The organism is Pseudomonas sp. BF-R-01 (genome assembly GCF_019946615.1).
Taxonomy (GTDB): domain Bacteria; phylum Pseudomonadota; class Gammaproteobacteria; order Pseudomonadales; family Pseudomonadaceae; genus Aquipseudomonas; species Aquipseudomonas migulae.
In genome coordinates, this window is sequence record NZ_JAGYFX010000002.1 from 147,047 (window position 1) to 169,530 (window position 22,484).

The 22,484-nt window shown below is 59.5% G+C and carries 16 protein-coding genes; 7 read left to right on the forward strand and 9 right to left on the reverse strand.

Annotation, left to right across the window (positions count from 1 at the left end):
• Positions 1-87: 87 nt before the first annotated feature.
• Positions 88-744: a hypothetical protein gene (locus KGB27_RS02200; RefSeq protein ID WP_223552955.1), complete on the forward strand. Its 657-nt coding sequence runs from the start codon at positions 88-90 to the stop codon at positions 742-744.
• A gap of 43 nt (positions 745-787) precedes the next feature.
• Here the strand turns inward: KGB27_RS02200 and KGB27_RS02205 are convergent, their stop codons facing one another.
• Genes KGB27_RS02205 through KGB27_RS02220 form a run of 4 tightly spaced genes read right to left on the reverse strand, consistent with a single transcriptional unit; the run spans position 788 to position 4,562 of the window.
• Positions 788-1,873 carry a polyamine ABC transporter substrate-binding protein gene (locus KGB27_RS02205; RefSeq protein WP_223552957.1) on the reverse strand — a complete coding sequence of 362 codons (1,086 nt, stop codon included), beginning with the start codon at positions 1,871-1,873 and terminating at the stop codon, positions 788-790.
• A gap of 44 nt (positions 1,874-1,917) precedes the next feature.
• Positions 1,918-2,259: a cupin domain-containing protein gene (locus KGB27_RS02210; protein ID WP_008026311.1), complete on the reverse strand. Its 342-nt coding sequence runs from the start codon at positions 2,257-2,259 to the stop codon at positions 1,918-1,920.
• A gap of 30 nt (positions 2,260-2,289) precedes the next feature.
• The gene (locus KGB27_RS02215; RefSeq protein WP_223552959.1) at positions 2,290-3,696 is read right to left on the reverse strand and encodes an NAD(P)/FAD-dependent oxidoreductase; all 1,407 of its coding nucleotides are present in this window, start codon (positions 3,694-3,696) and stop codon (positions 2,290-2,292) included.
• Between the two features lie 50 nt (positions 3,697-3,746).
• The gene (locus KGB27_RS02220) at positions 3,747-4,562 is read right to left on the reverse strand and encodes a helix-turn-helix transcriptional regulator (RefSeq protein ID WP_008026304.1); all 816 of its coding nucleotides are present in this window, start codon (positions 4,560-4,562) and stop codon (positions 3,747-3,749) included.
• A gap of 262 nt (positions 4,563-4,824) precedes the next feature.
• On the opposite strand from KGB27_RS02220, the gene KGB27_RS02225 reads away from it, so the two are divergent.
• Complete coding sequence (locus KGB27_RS02225) at positions 4,825-5,097, forward strand: DUF1652 domain-containing protein (protein WP_223552961.1); 273 nt, start codon at positions 4,825-4,827, stop codon at positions 5,095-5,097.
• Between the two features lie 64 nt (positions 5,098-5,161).
• On the opposite strand, the gene KGB27_RS02230 is transcribed toward KGB27_RS02225, so the two are convergent.
• Positions 5,162-7,633: a UvrD-helicase domain-containing protein gene (locus KGB27_RS02230; protein ID WP_223552970.1), complete on the reverse strand. Its 2,472-nt coding sequence runs from the start codon at positions 7,631-7,633 to the stop codon at positions 5,162-5,164.
• Positions 7,634-7,871: 238 nt separating this feature from the next.
• On the opposite strand from KGB27_RS02230, the gene KGB27_RS02235 reads away from it, so the two are divergent.
• Entirely contained in the window at positions 7,872-8,567 is a 696-nt protein-coding gene (locus KGB27_RS02235) for a pirin family protein (RefSeq protein ID WP_008044296.1), read from the forward strand.
• Positions 8,568-8,741: 174 nt separating this feature from the next.
• On the opposite strand, the gene pgm is transcribed toward KGB27_RS02235, so the two are convergent.
• From pgm to KGB27_RS02255, 4 genes are all read right to left on the reverse strand, one after another.
• Positions 8,742-10,388 carry a phosphoglucomutase (alpha-D-glucose-1,6-bisphosphate-dependent) gene (gene pgm / locus KGB27_RS02240; protein ID WP_192416332.1) on the reverse strand — a complete coding sequence of 549 codons (1,647 nt, stop codon included), beginning with the start codon at positions 10,386-10,388 and terminating at the stop codon, positions 8,742-8,744.
• 110 nt (positions 10,389-10,498) lie between these two features.
• Positions 10,499-11,899: a PLP-dependent aminotransferase family protein gene (locus KGB27_RS02245; RefSeq protein WP_223552972.1), complete on the reverse strand. Its 1,401-nt coding sequence runs from the start codon at positions 11,897-11,899 to the stop codon at positions 10,499-10,501.
• Positions 11,896-13,386, reverse strand: a complete 1,491-nt coding sequence (locus KGB27_RS02250) for a hypothetical protein (RefSeq protein ID WP_223552974.1) — start codon at positions 13,384-13,386, stop codon at positions 11,896-11,898. Before KGB27_RS02250 ends, KGB27_RS02245 begins: the two co-directional genes overlap by 4 nt.
• Positions 13,387-13,949: 563 nt before the next feature.
• Positions 13,950-14,972, reverse strand: a complete 1,023-nt coding sequence (locus KGB27_RS02255; RefSeq protein WP_008044290.1) for a zinc-dependent alcohol dehydrogenase family protein — start codon at positions 14,970-14,972, stop codon at positions 13,950-13,952.
• Between the two features lie 269 nt (positions 14,973-15,241).
• On the opposite strand from KGB27_RS02255, the gene KGB27_RS02260 reads away from it, so the two are divergent.
• The 4 genes from KGB27_RS02260 (at position 15,242) to KGB27_RS02275 (ending at position 22,352) form a co-directional block, all read left to right on the forward strand.
• Positions 15,242-16,159, forward strand: a complete 918-nt coding sequence (locus tag KGB27_RS02260; RefSeq protein ID WP_008026287.1) for a LysR family transcriptional regulator — start codon at positions 15,242-15,244, stop codon at positions 16,157-16,159.
• Between the two features lie 326 nt (positions 16,160-16,485).
• Complete coding sequence (gene mexE, locus KGB27_RS02265; protein WP_008026285.1) at positions 16,486-17,739, forward strand: multidrug efflux RND transporter periplasmic adaptor subunit MexE; 1,254 nt, start codon at positions 16,486-16,488, stop codon at positions 17,737-17,739.
• A 15-nt stretch (positions 17,740-17,754) separates the two neighbouring features.
• The gene (locus tag KGB27_RS02270; RefSeq protein WP_008044286.1) at positions 17,755-20,934 is read left to right on the forward strand and encodes an efflux RND transporter permease subunit; all 3,180 of its coding nucleotides are present in this window, start codon (positions 17,755-17,757) and stop codon (positions 20,932-20,934) included.
• Positions 20,931-22,352 (forward strand): efflux transporter outer membrane subunit, encoded by a 1,422-nt coding sequence (locus tag KGB27_RS02275; RefSeq protein WP_207284355.1) that lies wholly within the window; start codon positions 20,931-20,933, stop codon positions 22,350-22,352. The genes KGB27_RS02270 and KGB27_RS02275 overlap by 4 nt, the downstream gene beginning before the upstream one ends.
• Positions 22,353-22,484: the final 132 nt, after the last annotated feature.

The window sequence follows — 22,484 nt, forward strand, 5'->3', positions numbered from 1 at the left end:
AATTAGACTTTTCGAAGAATGAGACCACACTGAATACCGGGTTAACTTTCTTCGCGGACCTCATGAAATGATCCGGGTGAAGTCGAGATGAAAAGGGTCACGCCCTTGTGGGTCAGGCTCATTACCGCCAGTGCGTGTGCGGCAACGAGCCTGTGCGCGAATGCCGGGACTTCTACGGTCCTGGCAACCAGCTTCGACTGCGCCAGGGCCAGCGCTGCCATCGAGAAGCTGATCTGCCGCACCCCACAACTGAAGCAGATGGACATTGAACTGACGCGCCTTTATCGCCTCGCGCTCACAGACGATCATTCCGTGCCGCGGCCTGACAAAGTCGAGATCGAACAACGGTTCTGGGTGGACGCCCGCAATCGCTGCTCTGCCGAGGCGGAACCCAAGGCCTGTACGATCCGCAGTTATGCCGAGCGTGCGCATCAGCTTCGCCAAGGCTCGGTGATTGCACGAACCAAGGATCCGAGCAGGCTCACCGACGGCCCGGTAGCCTTTCGTTGCACCGGGCTCAACGCGCTGATTGCCGTCACTTACTTCAATGTCGAGCCGCGTGTCGTGTACCTGAAATGGGCGAATACCTCTGCCACCCTTATCCAGGTGCCAAATGATTCCGCAACCCAATTCAACGGCAAGGATTACCGGGGGAGCTACAGCTTCTTGCAGAACGGCAGCGATGCCTTGTTCCAGATACCCGGCTCGGGGCAAATGAGTTGCGCGGTCGAGCCGGTCGGCTGATTGCGCAACGGGACATCCTGTCCCGATGCGTTGGTGCAACCTGTCAGCTGCCCGTGCGAATCTTGTTCCACACCCGCGTCCGTATCCGGTCGATGTTCAGCGGCATCGCTTCCAGCGCGAACAGTTTTCCCATCATTTCCGGGCTCGGATAAACCTTGGTGTCGTTCTTGATTGCCGGGTCGATCAGGCTGTCAGCCTGTTCGTTGCCATTGGCGTAGTGCACGTAGTTGCTGATGCTGGCCATGACGGCCGGGCGCAACAGGTAGTCCATGAAGGCGTAGCCGGCTTTTTCGTCCGGGGCGTCGGCGGGCATGGCGACCATGTCGAACCAGATGGCCGCGCCTTCCTTGGGAATCGCATAGCCGATGTCCACGCCGTTCTTGGCTTCCCTGGCGCGATTTTCGGCCTGCAGGATGTCGCCGGAGAAACCGACCGCCACGCAGATGTCGCCGTTGGCGAGGTCGCTGGTGTACTTGGACGAGTGGAAATAGCTGACGTAAGGCCGGACTTTCATCAGCAGCGCTTCAGCCTTCTTGTAGTCTTCCGGGTTCTTGCTGTGATGCGGCAGCCCCAGGTAGTTCAGCGCGGCCGGCAGCAGCTCGGGCCCGTTGTCGAGGATAGCCACGCCGCACTTCTGCAGCTTTGCCATGTTTTCGGGTTTGAAGATCAGGTCCCAGGAATCCACGGGCGCGTTATCGCCCAGCACCGCTTTGACCTTGGCAATGTTGTAGCCGATGCCGGTGCTGCCCCACAGGTACGGGAAGCCATGCTCGTTGCCCGGGTCGTTGGTTTGCAGGGCTTTGAGCAGTACCGTGTTGAGGTTCTTCCAGTTCGGCAACTGGCTCTTGTCGAGCTTCTTCAGCGCCCCGCCCTCAATCTGCCGCGCCATGAAGTGGTTGGACGGGAACACCACGTCGTAACCGGATTTGCCGGTCATCAACTTGCCGTCGAGGGTTTCGTTGCTGTCGTACACGTCATAGCTGAAGCCGATGCCGGTTTCTTTCTGGAAGTCTTTGGTGGTGTCCGGGGCGATGTAGTCCGACCAGTTGTAGATCTTCACGGTGTCGGCAGCGTGACTGAGGCTCACGACGAGCGCCAGGGGAGCGAGTGCCAGGGTCTTTCGGATCATGAGTGGATTCCTGTGTGAGTTTTTGTTGGCAGGCAATCAGAGGATCAAAAAATCAAAACGTAGGTCTTGCGTACGGTTTCCTGGATGTCCCAGATACCGAGGCTGTTGGCTGGCAACATCAGTGCGTCGCCGGCTTCTATGTGGAGGGTTTCACCGTCATCCGGGGTGAAGGTGCAGCGCCCCTGGATGAAATGACAGAACTCCTGGGCCACGATCTGCCGACGCCAACGGCCAGGGGTGCATTCCCAGACGCCGGTTTCGACACCGTCGTCGCGTTCGACACTCGTGGTGGATGCCACCGCCACGGGAGTTCCCAACGGCACGGCGACCGGGTTTGATTCGTCCAGCTTCAGGGTTGCGGTGTTCTTGAACTGCGTGATGCCCATGGGAGTACCTGTCTATGGAGAAAGCGCCGATTACTGCATGAAACCTTCCATGAACCCGGCGACCCCGCTGGCCAGTTTGCGTCGCCAAGGCGCGGTAGCCGGGTTGGCCAGGGTCTGGTCTTCATGGACGAAGCTGCGGATGATCGCGTTGTAGCCGAGCCAGCGGCAGGGTTCCGGCTCCCAGGGTTTCAGTGCATCGAGACCGCCCTGAGGAATGACCCATGGCTGGCGAACCAGCTCGGTATCGCGTTGCAGGATCAAGTCGGCCAAGGTCCGTCCACCCAGGTTGCTGGCACCAACGCCCTCCCCGCCATAACCGCCGGAAATCGCAATGCCGCTCGCTTGATCGCACAGCATGTGCGGCTTGAACCGCCGCGACATGCCGAGGTTGCCGCCCCAGCCATGGGTAATACGTACGTTCTTGAGTTGCGGGAAAAGTTCGCCGAACAGGTAACGCCGCAAGTCGACTTCACTGGCGGTCAGGTCGAAGTCATGGCGCAGCTTGCCGGCAAACTGATAGCCACCCCGCGCGCCGAACACCAGGCGGTTATCCGCCGTACGCTGACCGTAAGTCACCTGGCGACTGCTTTCGCCGAACGCCTGCCCGTGGCTCAGGCCGATTTCGTCCCAAGTGGCGGCGGACAGCGGTTCGGTGGCGACGATCAAGCTTTGCACCGGCAACTGATAGCGCCCCAGCGGAGGCAGCGTGGTCGCGTACCCTTCTACCGCCGGAACGATCCAGCGGCTGCGCACCATGGCCTTCGCCGTGCGCAGGCTGCCCGATTGCCAGTGGGTGACCGGACTGTTTTCGTAAATCCTGACGCCCATGCGTTCGACCGTCCGGGCCAGACCTCGCACCAACTTTGCCGGGTGCAGGGTCGCCACGTGCGGTGCATAGATACCGCCATAAGGCTTGGCAATTCTGATCTGTTGCGCCAACTGCTCGGGGCTGAGCCAGCGGTAATGGCTTTCCGTCAGGCCCTGGCCATACAGTTTGTCCAGATACTGTCGCAGGCTGGTTTCCTGTTCCGGATACCGCGCCGCGCAATACAGCGCCCCGCCTTTACGGTAATCGCAGTGGATGCCTTCACGTTCGAGGACAACTTCGACTTCATCGGGAATGCTATGCAGCAGGTCATACGACGCCCGCCGCCGCTCGGCCGGTAAATCGGCGAGCAAACGGTCTTCCCCCAGGAGGTTGCCCATCAACCAGCCGCCATTACGCCCGGAGGCGCCAAAACCGGCGGTCTGCGCTTCAACGATGGCAATGTTCAGGCCCGGCGCCAGGCGCTTGAGGTAGTACGCGGTCCAGAGCCCGGTGTACCCCGCGCCGATGATGGCGACATCGACGTCAAGATCGTGTTCCAGCGCCGGACGCGCCAACAACGGCTCGTCGAGTTGATCCATCCACAAACTGATAGTGCGCCACGCCGGCATGCAAGACTCCGCCACTCAAACTTCGATGGCGTTGATCCTAGTGCGTGGGCTCAGAGGCTGTCTTGCGCGCGTGCACGCAAAGAAATTTGTTTGACGTAGGCCTTGGGCGACAGACCGGTGTGCTGGCGGAAACAGCTGTAGAACGCCGAGAGCGAATTGAAGCCGGCGGCAAATGCCAGATCGTCGATACGCAGTGGCGGCGCGGCGTTCTCCAGCGCGGCGAGCACATGTTGCAAGCGCGCCTGGTTAACGTAGCGGTAGAAACTCTGGCCCAGCACCTGGTTGAGCAGATAGGACATCTGATTGCGGCTGTACCCGCACGCCTTCGCCACCCGTTGCAAATCGAGCTCCGGGTCCAGATAGGGTTGCTGGTGCTGGAAGTACTGTTGCAGGTCCTGCGCCATGAAACTCAATTGACGCGGCGACAACCCGAGCCGGCTGACGGCCGGGCGTGCACTGTTTGCGGTTTTGCTGACGGGCTGCTCATGCACCAACGAGGCGTATTCGTTGACTCGCCAGATCAGACCGTCGCGGACGGTAATCGCCTCGCTGGCCCGAAATGACACCAACCCTTCACCACCGCGCAGAGTAATGCGGTACTGAATGAACGCGGTGTTGCCGTCCAGACGGATGCGGTCCGAGTGCTCCAGCGCTTCATCCGGATCGCGCGGCATGCTGCTGCGCACGTACTCGCGCAACTCGTCCAGCCCCATCACGCGGTTCTGGAAGAAGTCGCTGTACTGGATGTCCGGGTGATACAACGCCATGACACCGTCCAGGTCGCGGTGCTTCCAGCGCAGGTGATAGCGCATGACCGTCTCGCTCGTGGCCTGGGTTTGCAGCGGACCATCATCATCGGCATGCATAAAGGACTCGACGAGAAAAAGGCGAGCTTGCCGAAATTCCGTACCGGCTTCAATGAGCAAGCAGTGCTGGCCTTTTGCTGAAAGGTCACAGCGCTTTGACCCGAATCAAAAAAAAGCAACCAATTGCCAATCGGCCTGAAAAATCCACATTATTTTCACATGCGGATGCTACTTTTAAAGACAGTCAACGGTTGAGCCAATGAAGGCTCTTCCCTCCTAACATGAGCTAACGGAAGCGCTCGATGAATCAGGCGGGCAACATATGAATAAAGGGTTCAGTAAAGTCACCTTTCCAAACGCCTGCCAGCTGATGCGCTGGCATTTTCATCCCATGGGTTTTGAGGCGAGCATGGACGCACCGGGCAGCATGATTGCCCGTCTTTTTGACCGTGCAACAGGCGAGACCATGATCGCCATTGCCGGCATTCCGTGCGCCACTGTCATGAACGCAGCGGACGTAGAACGAATCATTGAAGCGGTGGAGGATGAGATCAATTCTTTCATTCCTCCGGTGGCCCTCAGGAGTTATGCCTGAAGGTTGAAGCGCAATTGCCCTAATAAAAAGCCCACATCTTGTGGGCTTTTTTGTGAGTACGGGTTTACGCCGATGTCTTGCCCCGGTGATCGGCAAAAAACGCCTTGCCCTTGCCGATCCGGTCGGAGGCCTTGGGCATGTTCGCCGCTTGGGTGTCCTGGCCATCGACATACCAGTAGCAATGGCTGACCGCCCGGGTGATGCCGACATAGGCCAGTCGCAGAATCTCGTCTTTTTGCGCGTTATCGTAAGCTTCGTTGTCGCCAGCCTTGCCCAGACCCGCCATGCAGTAGACCTGATTCTTGTAGGGCGAACTGGTCAGGTGCTGGCAGTCTCCCAGCAGAAACACCGCGTCGGCCTGAAGGCCCTTGGCGCTGTGATAGGTCAACTGCTTCAGTCGTCGTGACTCGTACGGCAAGCTAGAATCAACATTAACTACAGGCTGAATATGCTCTTCTATCAATGACTTATCGCTGCTTTTTCGATAAAGCATCAAGATTGTATCGCCCTGCCTGTAGTGTTCCATCAACCGCTTGGCCAAGCCTTGATCATCCCGATCGAGCACGTTGACTGGCAACAAAGCCTTCGACTCGCCACTGGCTTTGGCCTTCTTGCCGGCGATGGCCGGCGCGGCGCGTACGATGTGTTCGGCGGCATCGATGATGTGTTGATGGCTGCGATAGTTGTCGCTGAGCATGACCTTGGTCGTGCTCGGCGACGGGAACTCCTTGTTGAACTCCATGAAATACGTCGGCGAACTGCCGCGCCATCCATAAATGGACTGCCAGTCATCACCCACGCACAGCAGCGACGAACGCTGAGCGCCGCGCCCCACGTGCATGGCCGGGCCGCGACTGCGAATCTCGGCGAGGCTGGCACGAATCCAGGAAACAATCTGCGGCGATACGTCCTGAAACTCGTCGATCATCAGGTGCGACAACGGTCGCAGTAGTTCATCGCTCAACAGTTTCTGGTTTTCCGGGGAATGCTCGCTGAACAAGGCGAACATGCGGTTGTAGGTCATCACCGGGGGCTTCTGATCCAGCAGATGATCTTCCAGGGCTCGCCAGAACAGGCTCAAGGCCTCGAAGAAAAACCGGTCCGGGTCGTCCTTGGCGAAGCTCATCTGGCCCACGGCATTCGGAACATCCAGGCCCAGGTTTTCGATAAACCCGGCCGCCGCGACAAAACAGTCCAGCAACGGCGCGGAACCGAGCTCGCCCTTGACCTTGTAATCAAACCCCGGCCCGGCGCTGGCATCGCCCGCAAGGGAGGCCAAAACACGCTTTGAAGCTTCATAACTATCTAACCATATCAAAGGCTTACGACAGAAAGCTTGAAACAGGGTTCGCTTTACCGCCCATTCCGCGCGGACGCTGAGCTTGGCATTCGGGCGGCTGACCTGCGGGTTTTCCCGAGGATCGAAACCCAGCACGACCCACGCGTCCAGGCTCGGGATATAGCCATGACAATGAAAGGTCGAGCCATTGATATCAAACGACTGGCGATTGGGCTCGATGCCTTTGATGGGCCAGGCACCCGCGCGAAACCACAAATCTTCAATCAAGTCGCACAGTTCTTCATCACGCTTGGCGGCCAGTTCGGTCACGGCCATGCGTTTTTGCACGTCCGGGTGATCGCGCTCCAGCTCCTTGAGCTGCAAGGCATGGCGCGACAACGGCTTGATCAGTTCGCGAAAGCGCTCATCACGCGTGTGCAGGTTGTGATAGCAGGCGTTGAGCTGCTGACGCTGGGCGTCGTTGATGCGTAAGTCGAAAGGATTGCTATCGGCCTCCTCATCAGCACCTTGCACACGGTTGCTGAGGTTTTCGAACGCTTGCAGCCGCTCGAAGCCCGGCAGGCTGCGAACCATGGGCAGGATTCGCGAATGGAAGGTGCGCACCAGGTCCCGCGCCTCCTTGAAACCGAGCGGCCGCCCCCAGAGCGCAAACATCTCGATCAGTTTGTTGATGAAGTCCTTGCGCGACTCCCGTGTAAAGGTCACGACGGTCATTGAGCTCAGCTCAAAGCCCAGATAGTGGGTCAGCAGCAAAATACGCAGTACCAGGGTGGTCGACTTGCCCGCCCCCGCGCCGGCAATGACCGACGTCGATGGCGTATCGCTGAAGATCATTTTCCACTGCGCGGCGCTGGGTTGAGCGTGCGGCGCGAGCAAACGAGCGACATCGGCCTTCATGCGCTTCTTCAGCTCGGCGCTCAATGGCAGGCGCCAGTCGTCGAACAGGTTGTCATCGACGTTGGGGGGCCGGTGCTCGGTGGAGCGCGAGTCACGAATCAGCAACACCTGCCGACCTTCCTCCAACCCTTCGAGCCTGCCTTCCTTATAGCCGTAATCCACCCCGGCGCTGTGACCGCTGCGAAAACCGTCGGCCTGGCCATGCAGCCATGACGCCCGATGTTGTGCACGCAGACGCGTCAGCCCATGGCCAAAGAATCGGGCGGCCAGGCGCTTGAGCAGCGGCATCTCGGCCAGGGGACGAAGTTCAGGAGGAAGATCGGGGGTGTGTTGCGGCACGCGGGCTGACTCCAGGGTGTGAGGCTGTTGAGGGCTATGGTGTCTGCATTTGCCGTTCAGTTCTAGTGAAATGCTTACAGGTCATTGGCTTATGCGATGAAGTGAAGGCTGGATGAGAATGTTTCGAGGTGATTTGATATCAATTTATTCGATTGTATTGAGGCATTTTTTACGCTTTTTATCGATCAGTGCCTGATAGATGATGCTCGCCATTCACCACCCCTTTCAGGAGACGATCATGCTCGAACTCAGACCCTTCAACTCCCTGGGCGGCGCCCACCATGGCTGGCTGGATGCTCATCACCACTTTTCGTTCGCCGAATACTACGACCCTAAACGCATGAACTGGGGCAACCTTCGGGTGTGGAACGACGACGTGATCGCCTCGGGTACCGGTTTCCCGAAACACCCGCACCGAGACATGGAAATCATCACGTATGTCCGTGAAGGTGCGATTACCCACGAGGACAACCTCGGCAACAAGGGCCGCACCGAAGCGGGCGATGTGCAGGTCATGAGCGCCGGCACCGGGATCGCTCACAGTGAGTACAACCTGGAAGCGACTGAAACCAGGATCTTCCAGATCTGGATCATCCCGAACGAAACAGGCCTGGCACCGTCCTGGGGCGCAAAACCGTTCCCTAAAGGCCAGCGCGAAGGCTTCGTGACCCTGGCCAGCGGCAAGGCCGGCGACGATCAAAGCCTGCGGATCCGTGCGGATGCACGCCTGGTTGCGGCGAACCTGAAGGCTGGCGAGTCTGCGGAGTATCGTCTGGACAATGGCCGCCGTGCTTACCTGGTTCCGGCGACGGGCGTGATTGAAGTCAATGGCTTGCGAGCACAAGCTCGAGATGGTGTTGCGGTGGCTGATGAGCAGGTGTTGCGCGTGACGGCCATTGAAGACAGTGAGATTGTTTTGGTGGACCTGGCTTGATTGGGTAAATGCCGGGCAAAAAAAGGGGCGACTGTCATAGTCGCCCTTTTTTTGCCGATGGCTTTACTGACGCCTTCGCGGGCAAGCCTCGCTCCTACAGGTTTACGCCGACCACATTGAACCGTACGACATCGTTTTTGTAGGAGCGAGGCTTGCCCGCGAAGGGGCCCTCACTTACTTCGCAGAAATAGCGCCATCCACCAATGTTTGAGCTTCGGCAACCAACTGCTTGAGGTGTTCGTCACTGACGAAACTCTCGGCGTAGATCTTGTAGATGTCTTCGGTACCCGACGGACGCGCCGCGAACCAGCCGTTTTCGGTCATGACTTTCAAACCGCCGATCGCCTGGTCATTACCCGGCGCGTGGCTGAGGATGCTCTGGATCGCTTCGCCCGCAAGCTGGGTCGAGGTGACCTGCTCCGGTGACAGCTTGCTCAGCAAGGCTTTCTGTTGCGGATTGGCCTTGGCATCGACCCGCACCGAGAACGGTTCGCCCAGTTCATCGGTCAACGCGCGATACGCCTGGCTCGGGTCGCGACCGGTGCGGGCGGTCATTTCCGCGGCCAGCAGCGCCGGGATCAAGCCGTCCTTGTCTGTGCTCCACACACCACCGTCCTTGCGCAGGAACGAGGCGCCGGCACTTTCTTCGCCGCCAAAACCCAGCGAGCCGTCGAACAGACCGTCCGCAAACCATTTGAAACCGACCGGCACTTCGTACAAACGACGGCCCAAACGCTTGGCCACGCGATCGATCAAGCCACTGCTGACCACGGTTTTACCCACGGCTGCATCGGCGCGCCATTGCGGGCGGTTCTGGAACAGGTAGTCGATGGACACTGCCAGATAGCTGTTCGGCGCGAGCAAACCACCGGACGGCGTCACGATGCCATGGCGATCGTGATCCGGGTCGCAGGCGAACGCGACGTCAAAACGCTCTTTCAGGCCGATCAGGCCTTGCATGGCGTGGCTGGACGAAGGGTCCATACGAATCTGGCCATCCCAGTCGACCGTCATGAAGCGGAAGGTCGGATCGACCTGCGTGTTCACCACGTCCAGATCCAGCTTGTAATGCTCGGCAATCGCCGACCAGTAACGCACCCCTGCTCCGCCCAGCGGATCGACACCCAGACGCAGTTTGGCGTCGCGAATGGCGTCAAAGTCGATCACGTTGATCAGGTCGGCGACATAGGTATTGAGGTAATCGTGACGGTGCGTGGTGCTGGCCTTCAGCGCCTGCTCGTAGCTGATGCGCTTGACGCCGGCGAGCTTGTTGCCCAGCAGCTCGTTGGCCTTGGCTTCGATCCACTTGGTGATGTGGGTATCGGCCGGGCCACCGTTGGTGGGGTTGTATTTGTAGCCACCGCTTTGCGGCGGGTTATGGGACGGCGTGATGACGATGCCGTCTGCCAGGCCCGAGGTGCGGCCACGGTTGTAGCAGAGAATCGCGTGGGAAATCGCTGGTGTCGGGGTGTACTCGTCACCCTCGGCAATCATCACCGTCACGCCGTTGGCGGCCAGCACTTCGAGGGCGCTGGCGCCCGCCGGGGTGGACAGCGCGTGGGTGTCGATGCCGACGAACAGCGGACCATCGATGCCCTGGGCTTCGCGGTACAGGCAGATCGCCTGGCTGATCGCCAGAACGTGCCATTCGTTGAAACTCAAGTCGAACGAGCTACCTCGGTGCCCGGACGTGCCGAAAGCGACACGCTGGGTGGAGATCGCGGCATCGGGCTGGCCGGTGTAATAAGCCGTTACCAGTCGCGGGATGTCGACCAACAACTCTGCCGGTGCCGGTTTGCCCGCAAAAGGACTGAGTGTCATGCAAAACCTCTGAATAGAGTGGTTCAGGAATAGGGACGCAGTTTACTGGCAGTTTGACCGCAACGCGATGGGATCGATCCACGGACGCAAAGGATGTTTTGCGAACATGCTCAGTCTACCGATTCCAGGCGCAAGGCATCGCCGAGCAGGCTCAGTGCAGCGGCCAGATCATGATCACCGCCAAAGCTATGACTGAGACGCAAGTGTTGCGTGTGCAGGCCCTGCAAACTGAACAGCTCGCCCGGCGCAATCACCACCTGATGCTTGAGCAGGCGCTGAAACACCCGCCGCACATCAACCTGACGCAGGGAGCGCACCCAGATCGTTGCCCCACCCCGAGGCTCGACAAAATGCAAGGCATCGCCCAGGCGCTCCTGCAACAACTGCGTCATCTGCACCTTGCGGTCCTTGAGCAACCTGCGCAGCACATGAAGGTGCTGGTCGATCCGTCCGTTACCGTACAAACGGGCGATGGCTTTCTGGCGAATCGGCGACAGGCGAAAGGCACGCAGCAAAAAGTGCCGCTGCAATTCGGCGCTGAAATGCCGTGACAACAGAAAGCCGTAGGGCGCTTCCGGGCCGATGATTTTCTCGAACGTGGAAAACACGATCAGCCGGTCAGGGTCGAGCAGGTCACGAAACCGCAAGCCGCCCGGTTCGAATTCGAGTTCACCGTAGCAATCGTTTTCCAGCACCCAGCTGCCATGCCGTTCGAGGAGCTGCGCAATGGCTCGTCGGTTGTCGTCATCTGCAAGGCTGCCTTGCGGCATGTTCAAAGCGGATGACAGCACGACCAACCGCACCGGGTGGGTCTCCAGCAGCTTCTTGAGCTGTTCGACGTCTAGCCCGCCATCGGCTTGCAGCGGCAACTCGATCACCTGGACATCGGCGGCCTGAAGCAAGCGCAGAATCGCCCAGTCACACGGAGACTCAAGGACTACCGCGGCGTCTTTGAGGCTCAACACGGCGATCAGTATTTCCAGGACGCCGCGCAAGTCGGCGCCAATGTAAACGTCATCGGCATGCCAGCAACGTATCGGCGTGGTGGTGTAACGCGCCGCCAGGGCGGTACGCAGTTCCAGTTCGCCGCAGGGCTGCGAAGGCGGTTGCGGCTGGCGCGGATACTGGCGCAGCAGTTCCCGTTCCAGCAGCAATAACGGACTGTCGAGGGGCTGCAACAATGCCGGCTCATCGGCGCTCAACACCAGCATGCCTGGGCACCTGGCACTGAAATAAACGCTTTCGAGCAGGTCATTGCCATTGCCGGGCGCATTGATGGCGGACACCGGCAACGCGTAATAACCGGACTTGGCGACCGAATACACGCGCCCTTCTTTCTCAAGCAACGAATACGCGTACTGAATCGTCGAGATCGACACGCTCAAACGATCCGCCAACTGACGCAACGACGGCAGGCGCACGCGCGTGTCGCTGACCGGTTCATTGATCAGGTGCGTCAGGTATCGGTACACCGCCTGATAAGCAAAGTCAGTCTCGCGTGGTCCTTTCAATGTCCCGCTGACCCTTCACCCGCCACCGCGGCATCATCGCCAAAGTTGGCGCCTTCCGATGGCAGGTCCACGCCATCAGCATCCGGGTCAGCCACCCTGCCCTCGACCCCTGGCACCGGCCCCATCCGGTAAAGTGTGCCGAGCAGGCCGACGGGCAGCCCGCTGACGTCGACCATCCATTGCAGAATCTGCTCCGACACCGGATTGCCCTGCATTGCCCGGTGCAGATCAGGCATCGCCACCAGCATTCCGGGATGACACTGACGCAGAAAGCGCTCAAGGGCAGCACCGTTTTCGACAAAGGGTGCGAAGAGCAGGCACACCAGCTGAGCCTCGGTCAAACCGAGGCTTTTTTGCGCCTCGGCCGCGGCCAGCCCACGTTGTTCGGACAGCCTCGCCGGGTTACCGAAGACCGCCACTGCCTGCTCGCACAAACGCTCCGGCAGTCGCTTGCGGCGCATCATCACCAACGCCCGTTGCAAGTATTCGGCGACACCCGCCTCATAGCTGCGACCGTGCACAAAGCACGCTTGCAGCCCCCGCACGTGTGCGGATATCGAAAGGCTGACGAATTCGTTGTCGCTGATCTGAGCCGCCAGTTCGTCAGGTTGAAAACCGAGAAACTCGGTGAGCAGCGGCCAGCGCTCTTCGAGGTTGCTGACCAGCATGTCTTGAATGTCGATGAACGTGGTACGGCGACAGGCCTCGAAGCGCTCGGCCGGCCGCCATGCCGCCTGCCCCTGTTCGGCATAAAACGCGCGATAGCAGTCACTGCCGATCTCATCGAGCAAGGCGAACAGTTCATCAAAGCCTGTTTCAACAGGACTTGAGGTCTTGAGCCCGGCCTTGGCCGCCGCCCGCTTCAAGCCTTCGAGAAACTGCTTTTGCTGACGTGACGTGTCACTGCTGACCAAGGCATCGACGCCACCGTCCCAGCGCGCGATCTGCCCATAGAACTCGCCGGTCGCCAGATAGCCGTCGTCCCACAGATCGATTGGCCCGTTCCAGGTTCGACGGTGGCCCACCATCAGCAAATTGAGCCGATTGGCTTCTCGACCGGCGTCGGAGATCGGTGCCGGGTGGCTGAACGGCAACACTTCGCGGTTATCCACCATCAGCACTTCGACCCGCGGATCGTCGTAGAGAAACAACGAACTGTAGCTGCGATGGATGTTTTCCTGGGCCATCGAGCTGGCACCGTTCATTCGCAGGGAGGCCACGCGCAACTGGAACGTGGCAGGCGCCCGGCCGGCAATGCTCAGTTGTGCGGCGCGCAGCAGCGCCAGGGTGTAGCAACTGTCCCGCGAGCCGGACTGGATGGCCAGCACCTTGTAATCGCCAATGCGCTCCATGCCCCCCGCGGCGACCACCAGACGCTGGATCATCAGTTGCAATGCCGTGCGTTCGGCCCGAGAGAAAAAACTCAGCAAGCGTTGCAGCATTTGCTGATAGACATAGTTCATCGCCTGATCATGGATATGGGTCATCTTTATTTACCTGATGCTCGTAAGTTCAGTACTGCATAAACAGCGATATGCACTGCACAGCGGATTGTCTGACACGGATGAAGTGCTGGACATTATTGTCAAAGGCTAGCACTTATACTTTTGGTAATTATTTGAAATAGTTGATCGCCGACGCTGTATCCGTCGAAGCCGGATGGCACAAAAGCCCCGTACCACCGGCATCTGGCGACTTAACAGAACATCCTAGGAAATGTCCGACAACGTCCCACAGATAGGTAGCACAAGAAATAAAGATAGAAGCCGCACATGTCTTTTTGAAAGCTGCGCAAAGAATTACTGTTGGTCGGATATCTATTAACAATGTGCGTTGAAAAGTATCAGCCTGACACCCAGACATGACTCATTCCTTGAGATGAAAGTAATCATTCAATTATCAAGGCTTAGATGCTGATTAGAAGATACAGATCGAGAGCAAAAACCAGTTCAGTTGCTGAACTGACCCATCGACAGATCGATGAGACGTCTCAATGTTTTGCGAGGGGCAATAAAAAAGTCCGTGCAGGCACGGACTTTTTCAGGGGCTGTTACGCAGGTTCGACCTGAAGGGCGACCCGCTCGCGGCATGGGCATTCGTCCATGTAACGGTGTGCTTCGACAAACTCGGAAAACGGGAAGACCCGAGTCTTGAGCGGCAGCAGCACGCGATCGGCGGTCATCTGGTTGATGTCGCGCAAGGCTCGTTGCAGTGCGACCTGGTCCTGAATGATGCCCAACTCCGGCTTGCCGGTGAAATTGCCGATGCAGTGTACAAAGAACTGAATGTTCTTCTGGAACGCTGCGCAGGCCGGGAATGGCGTCTGGTTACCCCCTTGCAGGCCATACAGCACCAGGCTGCCGCGAGGCGCGAGCACATCGCCGAGCAGCGACATCTGCGGGCCGCCCAGGCCATCGAACACCACATCGACACCGCGGTTATCGGTGATCTTGTTGATCCGCATAAGCAGATCTTCTTCCTCGGTGACGATGACTTTCTCGGCACCCAGCGACAGCAGGTATTCACGCTCTTCGGCCGTTTTCGTGGCGGCAATCACCCGTACACCCAAGGCTTTACCCAATTGGACGAATGAAGGCCCGGCGCAGTGGCTCGCGTCAGTCACCAGGGCAAATTGCCCAGGCTTGACCCGTGCCAGATCGGCATAACCAAAGTAAGCAATCAACAGCGGCGTGTAATGCACCGCCGCTTCAATCGGGCTCAGCACGTCCGGATAACGGGTCAGTGCCGAGCGCGGCAGAACGATTTGCTCGCCATAGACGGGATAGTCGTTCGGACTTTCAGCCGGGAAACTGGCGACCTTGTCGCCAACCGCCAGGTCATCGACACCATCGCCAACCGCCGTCACGACGCCGGACATTTCATGGCCAAGGCCTGAAGGCAAGCGAGCATGGGAGGACGCCAGGTTCTGGCGCCAGAGTATGTCGTACCAGCTGATGCCAATCGCCTCGACGCGCACCTGCACTTCGCCCGGTGCAGGGAGAGCGGCCGCATGCTCTTCGCATTTGAGCACCTCGGCTGGACCAAACTTGTGAAAACGGATCGTGCGGGACATCGCAAACCTCGTCAAAGAAACCTCTAATGCCCTGAACTCTATCTGGGCTTTCTACCCAAGACTATCAGTGGCTATTAATAGTCGACATGCCTGTCATTGATTCCGCAGCGCCGGCGACATCTTCAAATGTCGTAAGAAACCGAAGCAGCCTTTGTAGGAAAACTGAATTACTCGGTGCAGAGTAGCAGCCTTTCCCCGTAATATTCATGCCGGCCATTGTTCTCATATGGCTGCTCCCGTCAAGCTTGATGACTCTGCCAGGACTCCAGATGAATCGTAATGACCTGCGTCGTGTCGACCTGAACCTGTTGATCGTTTTCGAAACACTGATGCACGAACGCAGTGTGACCCGCGCTGCGGAGAAATTGTTCCTCGGTCAGCCGGCGATCAGTGCGGCGCTCTCGCGCCTGCGCGGGCTGTTCGATGATCCATTGTTCGTGCGAACCGGGCGCAGCATGGAACCGTCCGCGCGGGCGGTGGAGATCTTCGCCCTGCTCTCCCCGGCCCTGGACTCGATTTCCACGGCTGTCAGCCGCGCAGCGGAGTTCGACCCGGCGACCAGTACGGCGGTGTTCCGCATCGGCCTGTCGGACGATGTCGAGTTCGCTTTGTTGCCGATGCTGCTCAAACGCCTGCGCGCCGAATCGCCCGGGATTGTGCTGGTGGTGCGGCGGGCCAACTACATCCTGATGCCAAGCCTGCTGGCCTCGGGCGAGATTTCAATCGGCGTCAGCTACACCGCCGACCTGCCGGCCAACGCCAAGCGTAAAGTGCTGCGCCGCAGCATGCCCAAACTGTTGCGTGCCGATACAGTGCCGGGCCCGTTGAGCCTGGATGATTTCTGCGCCCGCCCCCATGCGCTGGTGTCGTTCGCCGGTGACTTGAGCGGCTTTATAGATGAAGAGCTGGAAAAGCTCGGACGCAAACGTCACGTGGTACTCGCGGTGCCGCAGTTCAACGGGCTCAGCACGCTCCTCAGCGGGACGGATATCGTCGCGACGGTGCCGGATTACACGGCTGACGCATTGACGGCAGCCGGCGGCGTGCGGGCGGAAGATCCGCCGTTGCCGGTGCGCAGCTTTGAATTGCACATGGCGTGGCGTGGGTCGCAGGACAATGATCCGGGTGAGCGTTGGTTGAGGTCGCGGATTCAGATGTTCTTTGGGGATCCGGACAGTCTGGCCTGATCCTGATCTTCTGTTGGCGCTGATGGCCTCTTCGCGGGCAAGCCTCGCTCCTACAGGAATACGCAACTGCCTGTAGGAGCAAGCGGTGCGGCGATCCGACTTGCCCGCGAAGGGAGCGACTCGGTCTCATGCCGATTCCTTGCATTCCCCGCAACACAGAATTGCCGTCAAACACATTGATCGCGTTCCAACCCGAGGTGCATGCTAGAGGGCTCGCCCGGCACTTATATCATTCCGAATGATAGTTACCTTCGCTTCATTCGATTCGTGCGACACCAACCCGCCGAGCATCATCCGCCCATCTCAATACATTGGCGGATGCATCCATGGAACAGTCACTCAAACATTTGCGCTTCCCGTTGGCCCTGCTGGCCGTAGTGGTGATGAGCGCTTGCGGCAAGGCTCCGGAGTCTGCCGCGACCATGCCTGCGGCGAAAGTCAGCGTCGCCAAGGTGCTGGAACAACCGGTCAATGAGTGGGACGAATTCACCGGGCGCCTTGAAGCGCCGGAAACGGTAGAGATTCGTCCACGGGTCTCCGGTCAGATCGATGACGTTGCCTTCACCGAAGGCGCGCTGGTCAAGAAAGGCGACTTGCTGTTCCAGATCGACCCGCGTCCCTTCCAGGCCGAGGTCCGCCGTCTCGAAGCGCTGGTCGCTCAGTCGCGCGCCAACGCGACCCGCAGCGAAAATGAAGCCCAACGCGGTGAGCGTCTGCGTACCAGCAACGCGATTTCCGCCGAGCTGGCCGATTCGCGCACGAGTGCTGCACAAGAAGCCCGCGCTGCAGTCGGTGCCCTTCAGGCACAACTGGACCTGGCGAAACTGAACCTGAGCTTCACCCGCGTCACCGCACCGATCAGCGGCCGTGTCAGCCGTGCCGAAATCACCGCCGGCAACCTGGTGACCGCCGATACCACCGCGCTGACCAGCGTCGTGTCTACCGACAAGGTCTACGCCTACTTCGACGCTGACGAGCGTGTGTTCCTCAAATACACCCAACTCGCTCGCCAGGGCAAACGTGGTGCAACCACTCCCGTTTACCTCGGCCTGTCCAACGAAGACGGCAACCCGCACCAGGGCGTGATGAACTTCGTCGACAACCAGGTCAACCCGAAAACCGGCACCATCCGTGGCCGCGCCGTGTTCGACAACAGCGACGGCGCTTACACCCCGGGCCTTTATGCGCGCCTGAAACTGGTCGGCAGCGGCACCTACTCCGCCGTGTTGATCAACGATGAAGCGGTCGGTACCGACCTCGGTAAAAAGTTCGTGCTGGTGATGGATGCCGACAACAAAACCGCCTACCGCGCGGTCGAGCTGGGTCCGAAAATCGAAGGGCTGCGCATCGTGCGCAACGGCCTGAACAAGGACGACACGATCATCGTCAAGGGCCTGCAACGGGTACGTCCTGGTTCGCCAGTCACCCCTGAAGTGATCCCGATGGCCAGCGAGCAAACCCTCGCGGCACTCGCACAACAACGACAAGCGCTGGAAGCCAGCAACCTGCCCCAAGTCGCACCTGCCAAGGTCGCGCCGGGTTCGGTTGTGAAACTGGCTGCTGCAACCCCACGCGGTTAAGGGATAACGACTCCGATGAATTTTTCCCAATTCTTCATTTCACGGCCGATCTTTGCAGCGGTGCTGTCGCTGCTGATCCTGATCGCCGGTGCCATCTCGCTGTTCCAGTTGCCGATCAGCGAATACCCGGAAGTCGTGCCACCGACCGTTGTGGTCCGTGCCAACTTCCCGGGCGCCAACCCAAAAGTCATCGGTGAAACCGTGGCCGCTCCTCTGGAGCAAGCCATCACCGGCGTCGAGAACATGCTGTACATGTCCTCGCAGTCCACCGCTGACGGCAAGATCACCCTGACCATCACCTTCGCGCTGGGCACCGACCTGGACAACGCCCAGGTGCAGGTGCAGAACCGCGTGACCCGGACCGAGCCGAAACTTCCAGAAGAAGTGACGCGCATCGGTATTACCGTGGACAAGGCATCGCCCGACCTGACCATGGTCGTGCACTTGACCTCGCCGGACAAACGCTACGACATGCTCTACCTGTCCAACTACGCCTTGCTCAACATCAAAGATGAGCTGGCGCGCCTGGGCGGTGTCGGTGATGTGCAGCTGTTTGGTATGGGCGACTACTCGTTGCGGGTATGGCTTGATCCGAACAAGACCGCTTCGCGCAATCTGACCGCGACCGACGTGGTAACCGCGATCCGCGAACAAAACCGTCAAGTCGCTGCCGGTGCCTTGGGTGCCCCGCCTGCGCCGAATGCCACCGCGTTCCAGCTGTCGGTAAACACTCAGGGTCGTCTGGTTTCCGAAGAAGAGTTCGAGAACATCATCATTCGCTCCGGCGACAACGGTGAAATTACCCGCCTGAAAGACATCGCGCGCGTCGAGCTGGGTTCCAGCCAATACGCCCTGCGTTCCTTGCTGAATAACCAGCCGGCGGTGGCGATCCCGATCTTCCAGCGTCCTGGTTCCAACGCGATCGAAATCTCCAACGAAGTGCGCGACAAGATGGCGGAGCTGAAGAAGAGCTTCCCGGAAGGCATGGACTTCAGCATCGTCTATGACCCGACGATCTTCGTGCGCGGTTCCATCGAAGCGGTGGTTCACACCCTCTTCGAAGCACTGATCCTGGTGGTTCTGGTCGTGATCCTGTTCCTGCAAACCTGGCGTGCCTCGATCATTCCGTTGGTGGCGGTGCCGGTTTCGTTGATCGGTACGTTTGCGGTGATGCACTTGTTCGGCTTCTCGCTGAACGCCTTGTCACTGTTCGGCCTGGTATTGGCCATCGGTATCGTGGTGGACGACGCCATCGTGGTGGTGGAGAACGTGGAAAGGCACATCGAGCTGGGAGAAACGCCCGTAGAAGCCACCAAGAAAGCCATGCGAGAGGTGACCGGGCCGATCATCGCGACGGCGCTGGTGCTGTGTGCGGTATTTATCCCGGCGGCGTTCATTTCCGGACTCACCGGCCAGTTCTACAAACAGTTTGCCCTGACCATTGCCATCTCGACCGTGATCTCGGCGTTCAACTCGCTGACACTGTCCCCTGCCCTGGCCGCCGTGCTGCTCAAGAGCCACAGTGCGCCGAAAGATCGCTTTACCAAAGTGCTCGATAAACTATTGGGCGGCTGGCTGTTCCGTCCGTTCAACCGGTTCTTCGAACGCGCCAGCCATGGCTATGTCGGCACCGTAGCCCGGGTTATCCGCAGCAGCGGTATTGCCCTGCTGTTGTACGCAGGCCTGATGGTGCTGACCTTCTTCGGTTTCGCCCACACCCCGACCGGTTTCGTACCTGGCCAGGACAAGCAATACCTGGTGGCCTTCGCGCAACTGCCGGACGCTTCCAGCCTGGACCGTACCGAAGACGTGATCAAACGCATGTCCGACCTGGCCCTGAAACAGCCTGGCGTGGAAAGTGCGGTAGCGTTCCCGGGCCTGTCGATCAACGGCTTCACCAACAGCCCTAACGCCGGCATCGTGTTCGTGACCCTGAAACCGTTCGACGAGCGTAAAGACCCGAGCATGTCCGCCGGTGCGATTGCCGGTGCATTGAACGGCCAGTTCGCCGGGATTCAGGAAGCCTACATGGCGATCTTCCCACCGCCGCCGGTACAAGGCCTTGGCACCATCGGTGGTTTCCGCCTGCAGATCGAAGACCGGGGCAACCTGGGCTACGACGAGCTGTACAAAGAAACCATGAACATCATTACCAAGAGCCACGGTGTGCCGGAACTGGCAGGCCTGTTCACCAGCTACACGGTGAACGTGCCGCAAGTCGATGCCGCCATCGACCGGGAAAAAGCCAAGACTCACGGCGTGGCCGTCAGCGACATCTTCGACACCCTGCAGATCTACCTGGGTTCGCTGTATGCCAACGACTTCAACCGCTTCGGTCGTACCTATCAGGTCAACGTCCAGGCCGAGCAGCAGTTCCGCCTCGAACCGGACCAGATCGGTCAGCTGAAAGTGCGTAACAACAAAGGCGAGATGATCCCGCTGGCGACCTTCATCAAGGTCAGCGACACCTCGGGCCCGGACCGCGTCATGCACTACAACGGCTTTATCACCGCTGAAATCAACGGTGCGGCAGCCCCAGGCTACAGCTCCGGCCAGGCCGAAAAAGCCATCGAGAAACTACTCAAGGAAGAACTTCCGAACGGCATGACCTACGAATGGACCGACCTGACCTACCAGCAGATTCTGTCCGGCAACACCGCACTGTTCGTGTTCCCGCTCTGCGTATTGCTGGCGTTCCTGGTACTCGCGGCGCAGTACGAAAGCTGGAGCCTGCCACTGGCGGTGATCCTGATCGTACCGATGACCCTGCTGTCGGCCATCACCGGTGTGATTGCTTCGGGAGGCGACAACAACATCTTCACCCAGATCGGCTTGATCGTATTGGTGGGACTTGCCTGCAAGAACGCGATTCTGATCGTCGAGTTTGCCAAGGACAAACAGGAAGAAGGCATGAACCCGCTGGCTGCGGTGCTTGAAGCTTGCCGCCTGCGTCTGCGGCCGATCCTGATGACCTCCTTCGCGTTCATCATGGGTGTGGTGCCACTGGTGTTCTCCAGCGGTGCCGGTGCCGAAATGCGTCACGCCATGGGTGTGGCCGTGTTCTCCGGGATGCTCGGGGTGACCTTCTTCGGCCTGTTGCTGACGCCAGTGTTCTACGTGTTGATTCGTAACTTTGTGGAGCGCGGTGAACAACGCAAAGCGGCCAAGGCCCTGAAACTGGAGGCGCAACAATGAGCCTGAAAGCCTTCCTGCCGAGCCTGCTGGTACTGGCCCTGAGCGCCTGTGCCGTCGGCCCGGACTACAAGACCCCGGCCACCGAACCGGCCAACATCACCACCGCCACCGATGGCGCTGCGGGTCAGAAAAACTTCGACCGCTCACGTTTCGAAGGCATCTGGTGGCAGCAGTTTGAAGACCCGACCCTCAACCAGTTGGTGACGCAATCGCTGCAAGGCAACCGTGACTTGCGCGTCGCCTTCGCTCGCTGGAAGGCGGCCCGGGCGATCCGCGATGACGTCAGCAATGACGCCATGCCGACCATCACCAGCCGCGTCAGCAGTGATCTTGGCAAAGGCCAGATTCCGGGCGAGACCACCAAACGGGTCAATAGCGAACGCTATGACCTGGGTCTGGACATGGCCTGGGAACTGGACCTGTTTGGTCGCATCCAGCGCAACCTGGAATCCAGCGACGCCGAACAGCAAGCGGCCGAAGCGGATCTGTACCAACTGCAAGTCACCATGATTGCCGAACTGGTGGACGCCTACGGTCAGCTGCGCGGTGCGCAACTGCGGGAAAAAATTGCCCTGGCCAACCTGAACAACCAGCAGGAGTCGCGCAAGATCACCGAAAGCCTGCGCGATGCCGGCGTCGGCGATCAGCTCGATGTGGTCCGCGCCGATGCACGCCTGGCGTCTGTCGAAGCCAGCGTGCCGCAATTGCAGGCCGAACAGGTTCGGCAGAAAAACCGTATCGCCACCTTGTTGGGTGAACGTCCGGACAAACTGACCGTCGACTTGAGCCCGAAAGACTTGCCGGCGATTGCCAAGGCACTGCCGATCGGTAATCCGGGAGAACTGCTGCAACGTCGTCCGGACGTTCTCAGCGCCGAGCGCAAACTGGCTTCGGCCACGGCGCGTATTGGCGTGGCCAAGGCGGACCTGTTCCCGCGGGTCAGCCTCAGCGGCTTCCTCGGCTGGACCGCCGGACGTGGTTCGCAGATCGGATCCTCGGCGGCCAACGCCTGGGCACTGGGCCCAAGTATCACTTGGGCGGCGTTTGACCTGGGCAGTGTTCGAGCCCGTATCCGCGGCGCCGACGCGGATGCCGAAGGCGCCTTGGCGACCTACGAGCAACAAGTGCTGCTGGCCCTTGAAGAATCGGAAAACGCCTTCAGTGATTACGGCAAACGCCAGCAACGCCTGATTTCGCTGATTCGTCAGAGTGAATCAAGCCGCGCGGCAGCCGACCTGGCTGAAATTCGCTACCGCGAAGGCACGGCGGACTTCCTTGTCCTGCTCGATGCCCAACGCGAACGTCTGGCGGCGGAAGACACTCAGGCCCAGGCCGAAGTCGATCTGTATCGCGGCATCGTCGCGATCTACAAGGCCCTGGGTGGCGGTTGGCAACCAGAGACGGTCGCCAGCAAGTAACACGTTATAGAGCTCTTTTGGCTGGTCGCAACCAACCAATTTTTTAGCCCTGCGCCTCATTCGGTCGCGGGGCTTTTTTTTGCCTGCACAATTAGTGAAATTACCAGAGTCCCTGTGGGAGCGGGCTTGCCC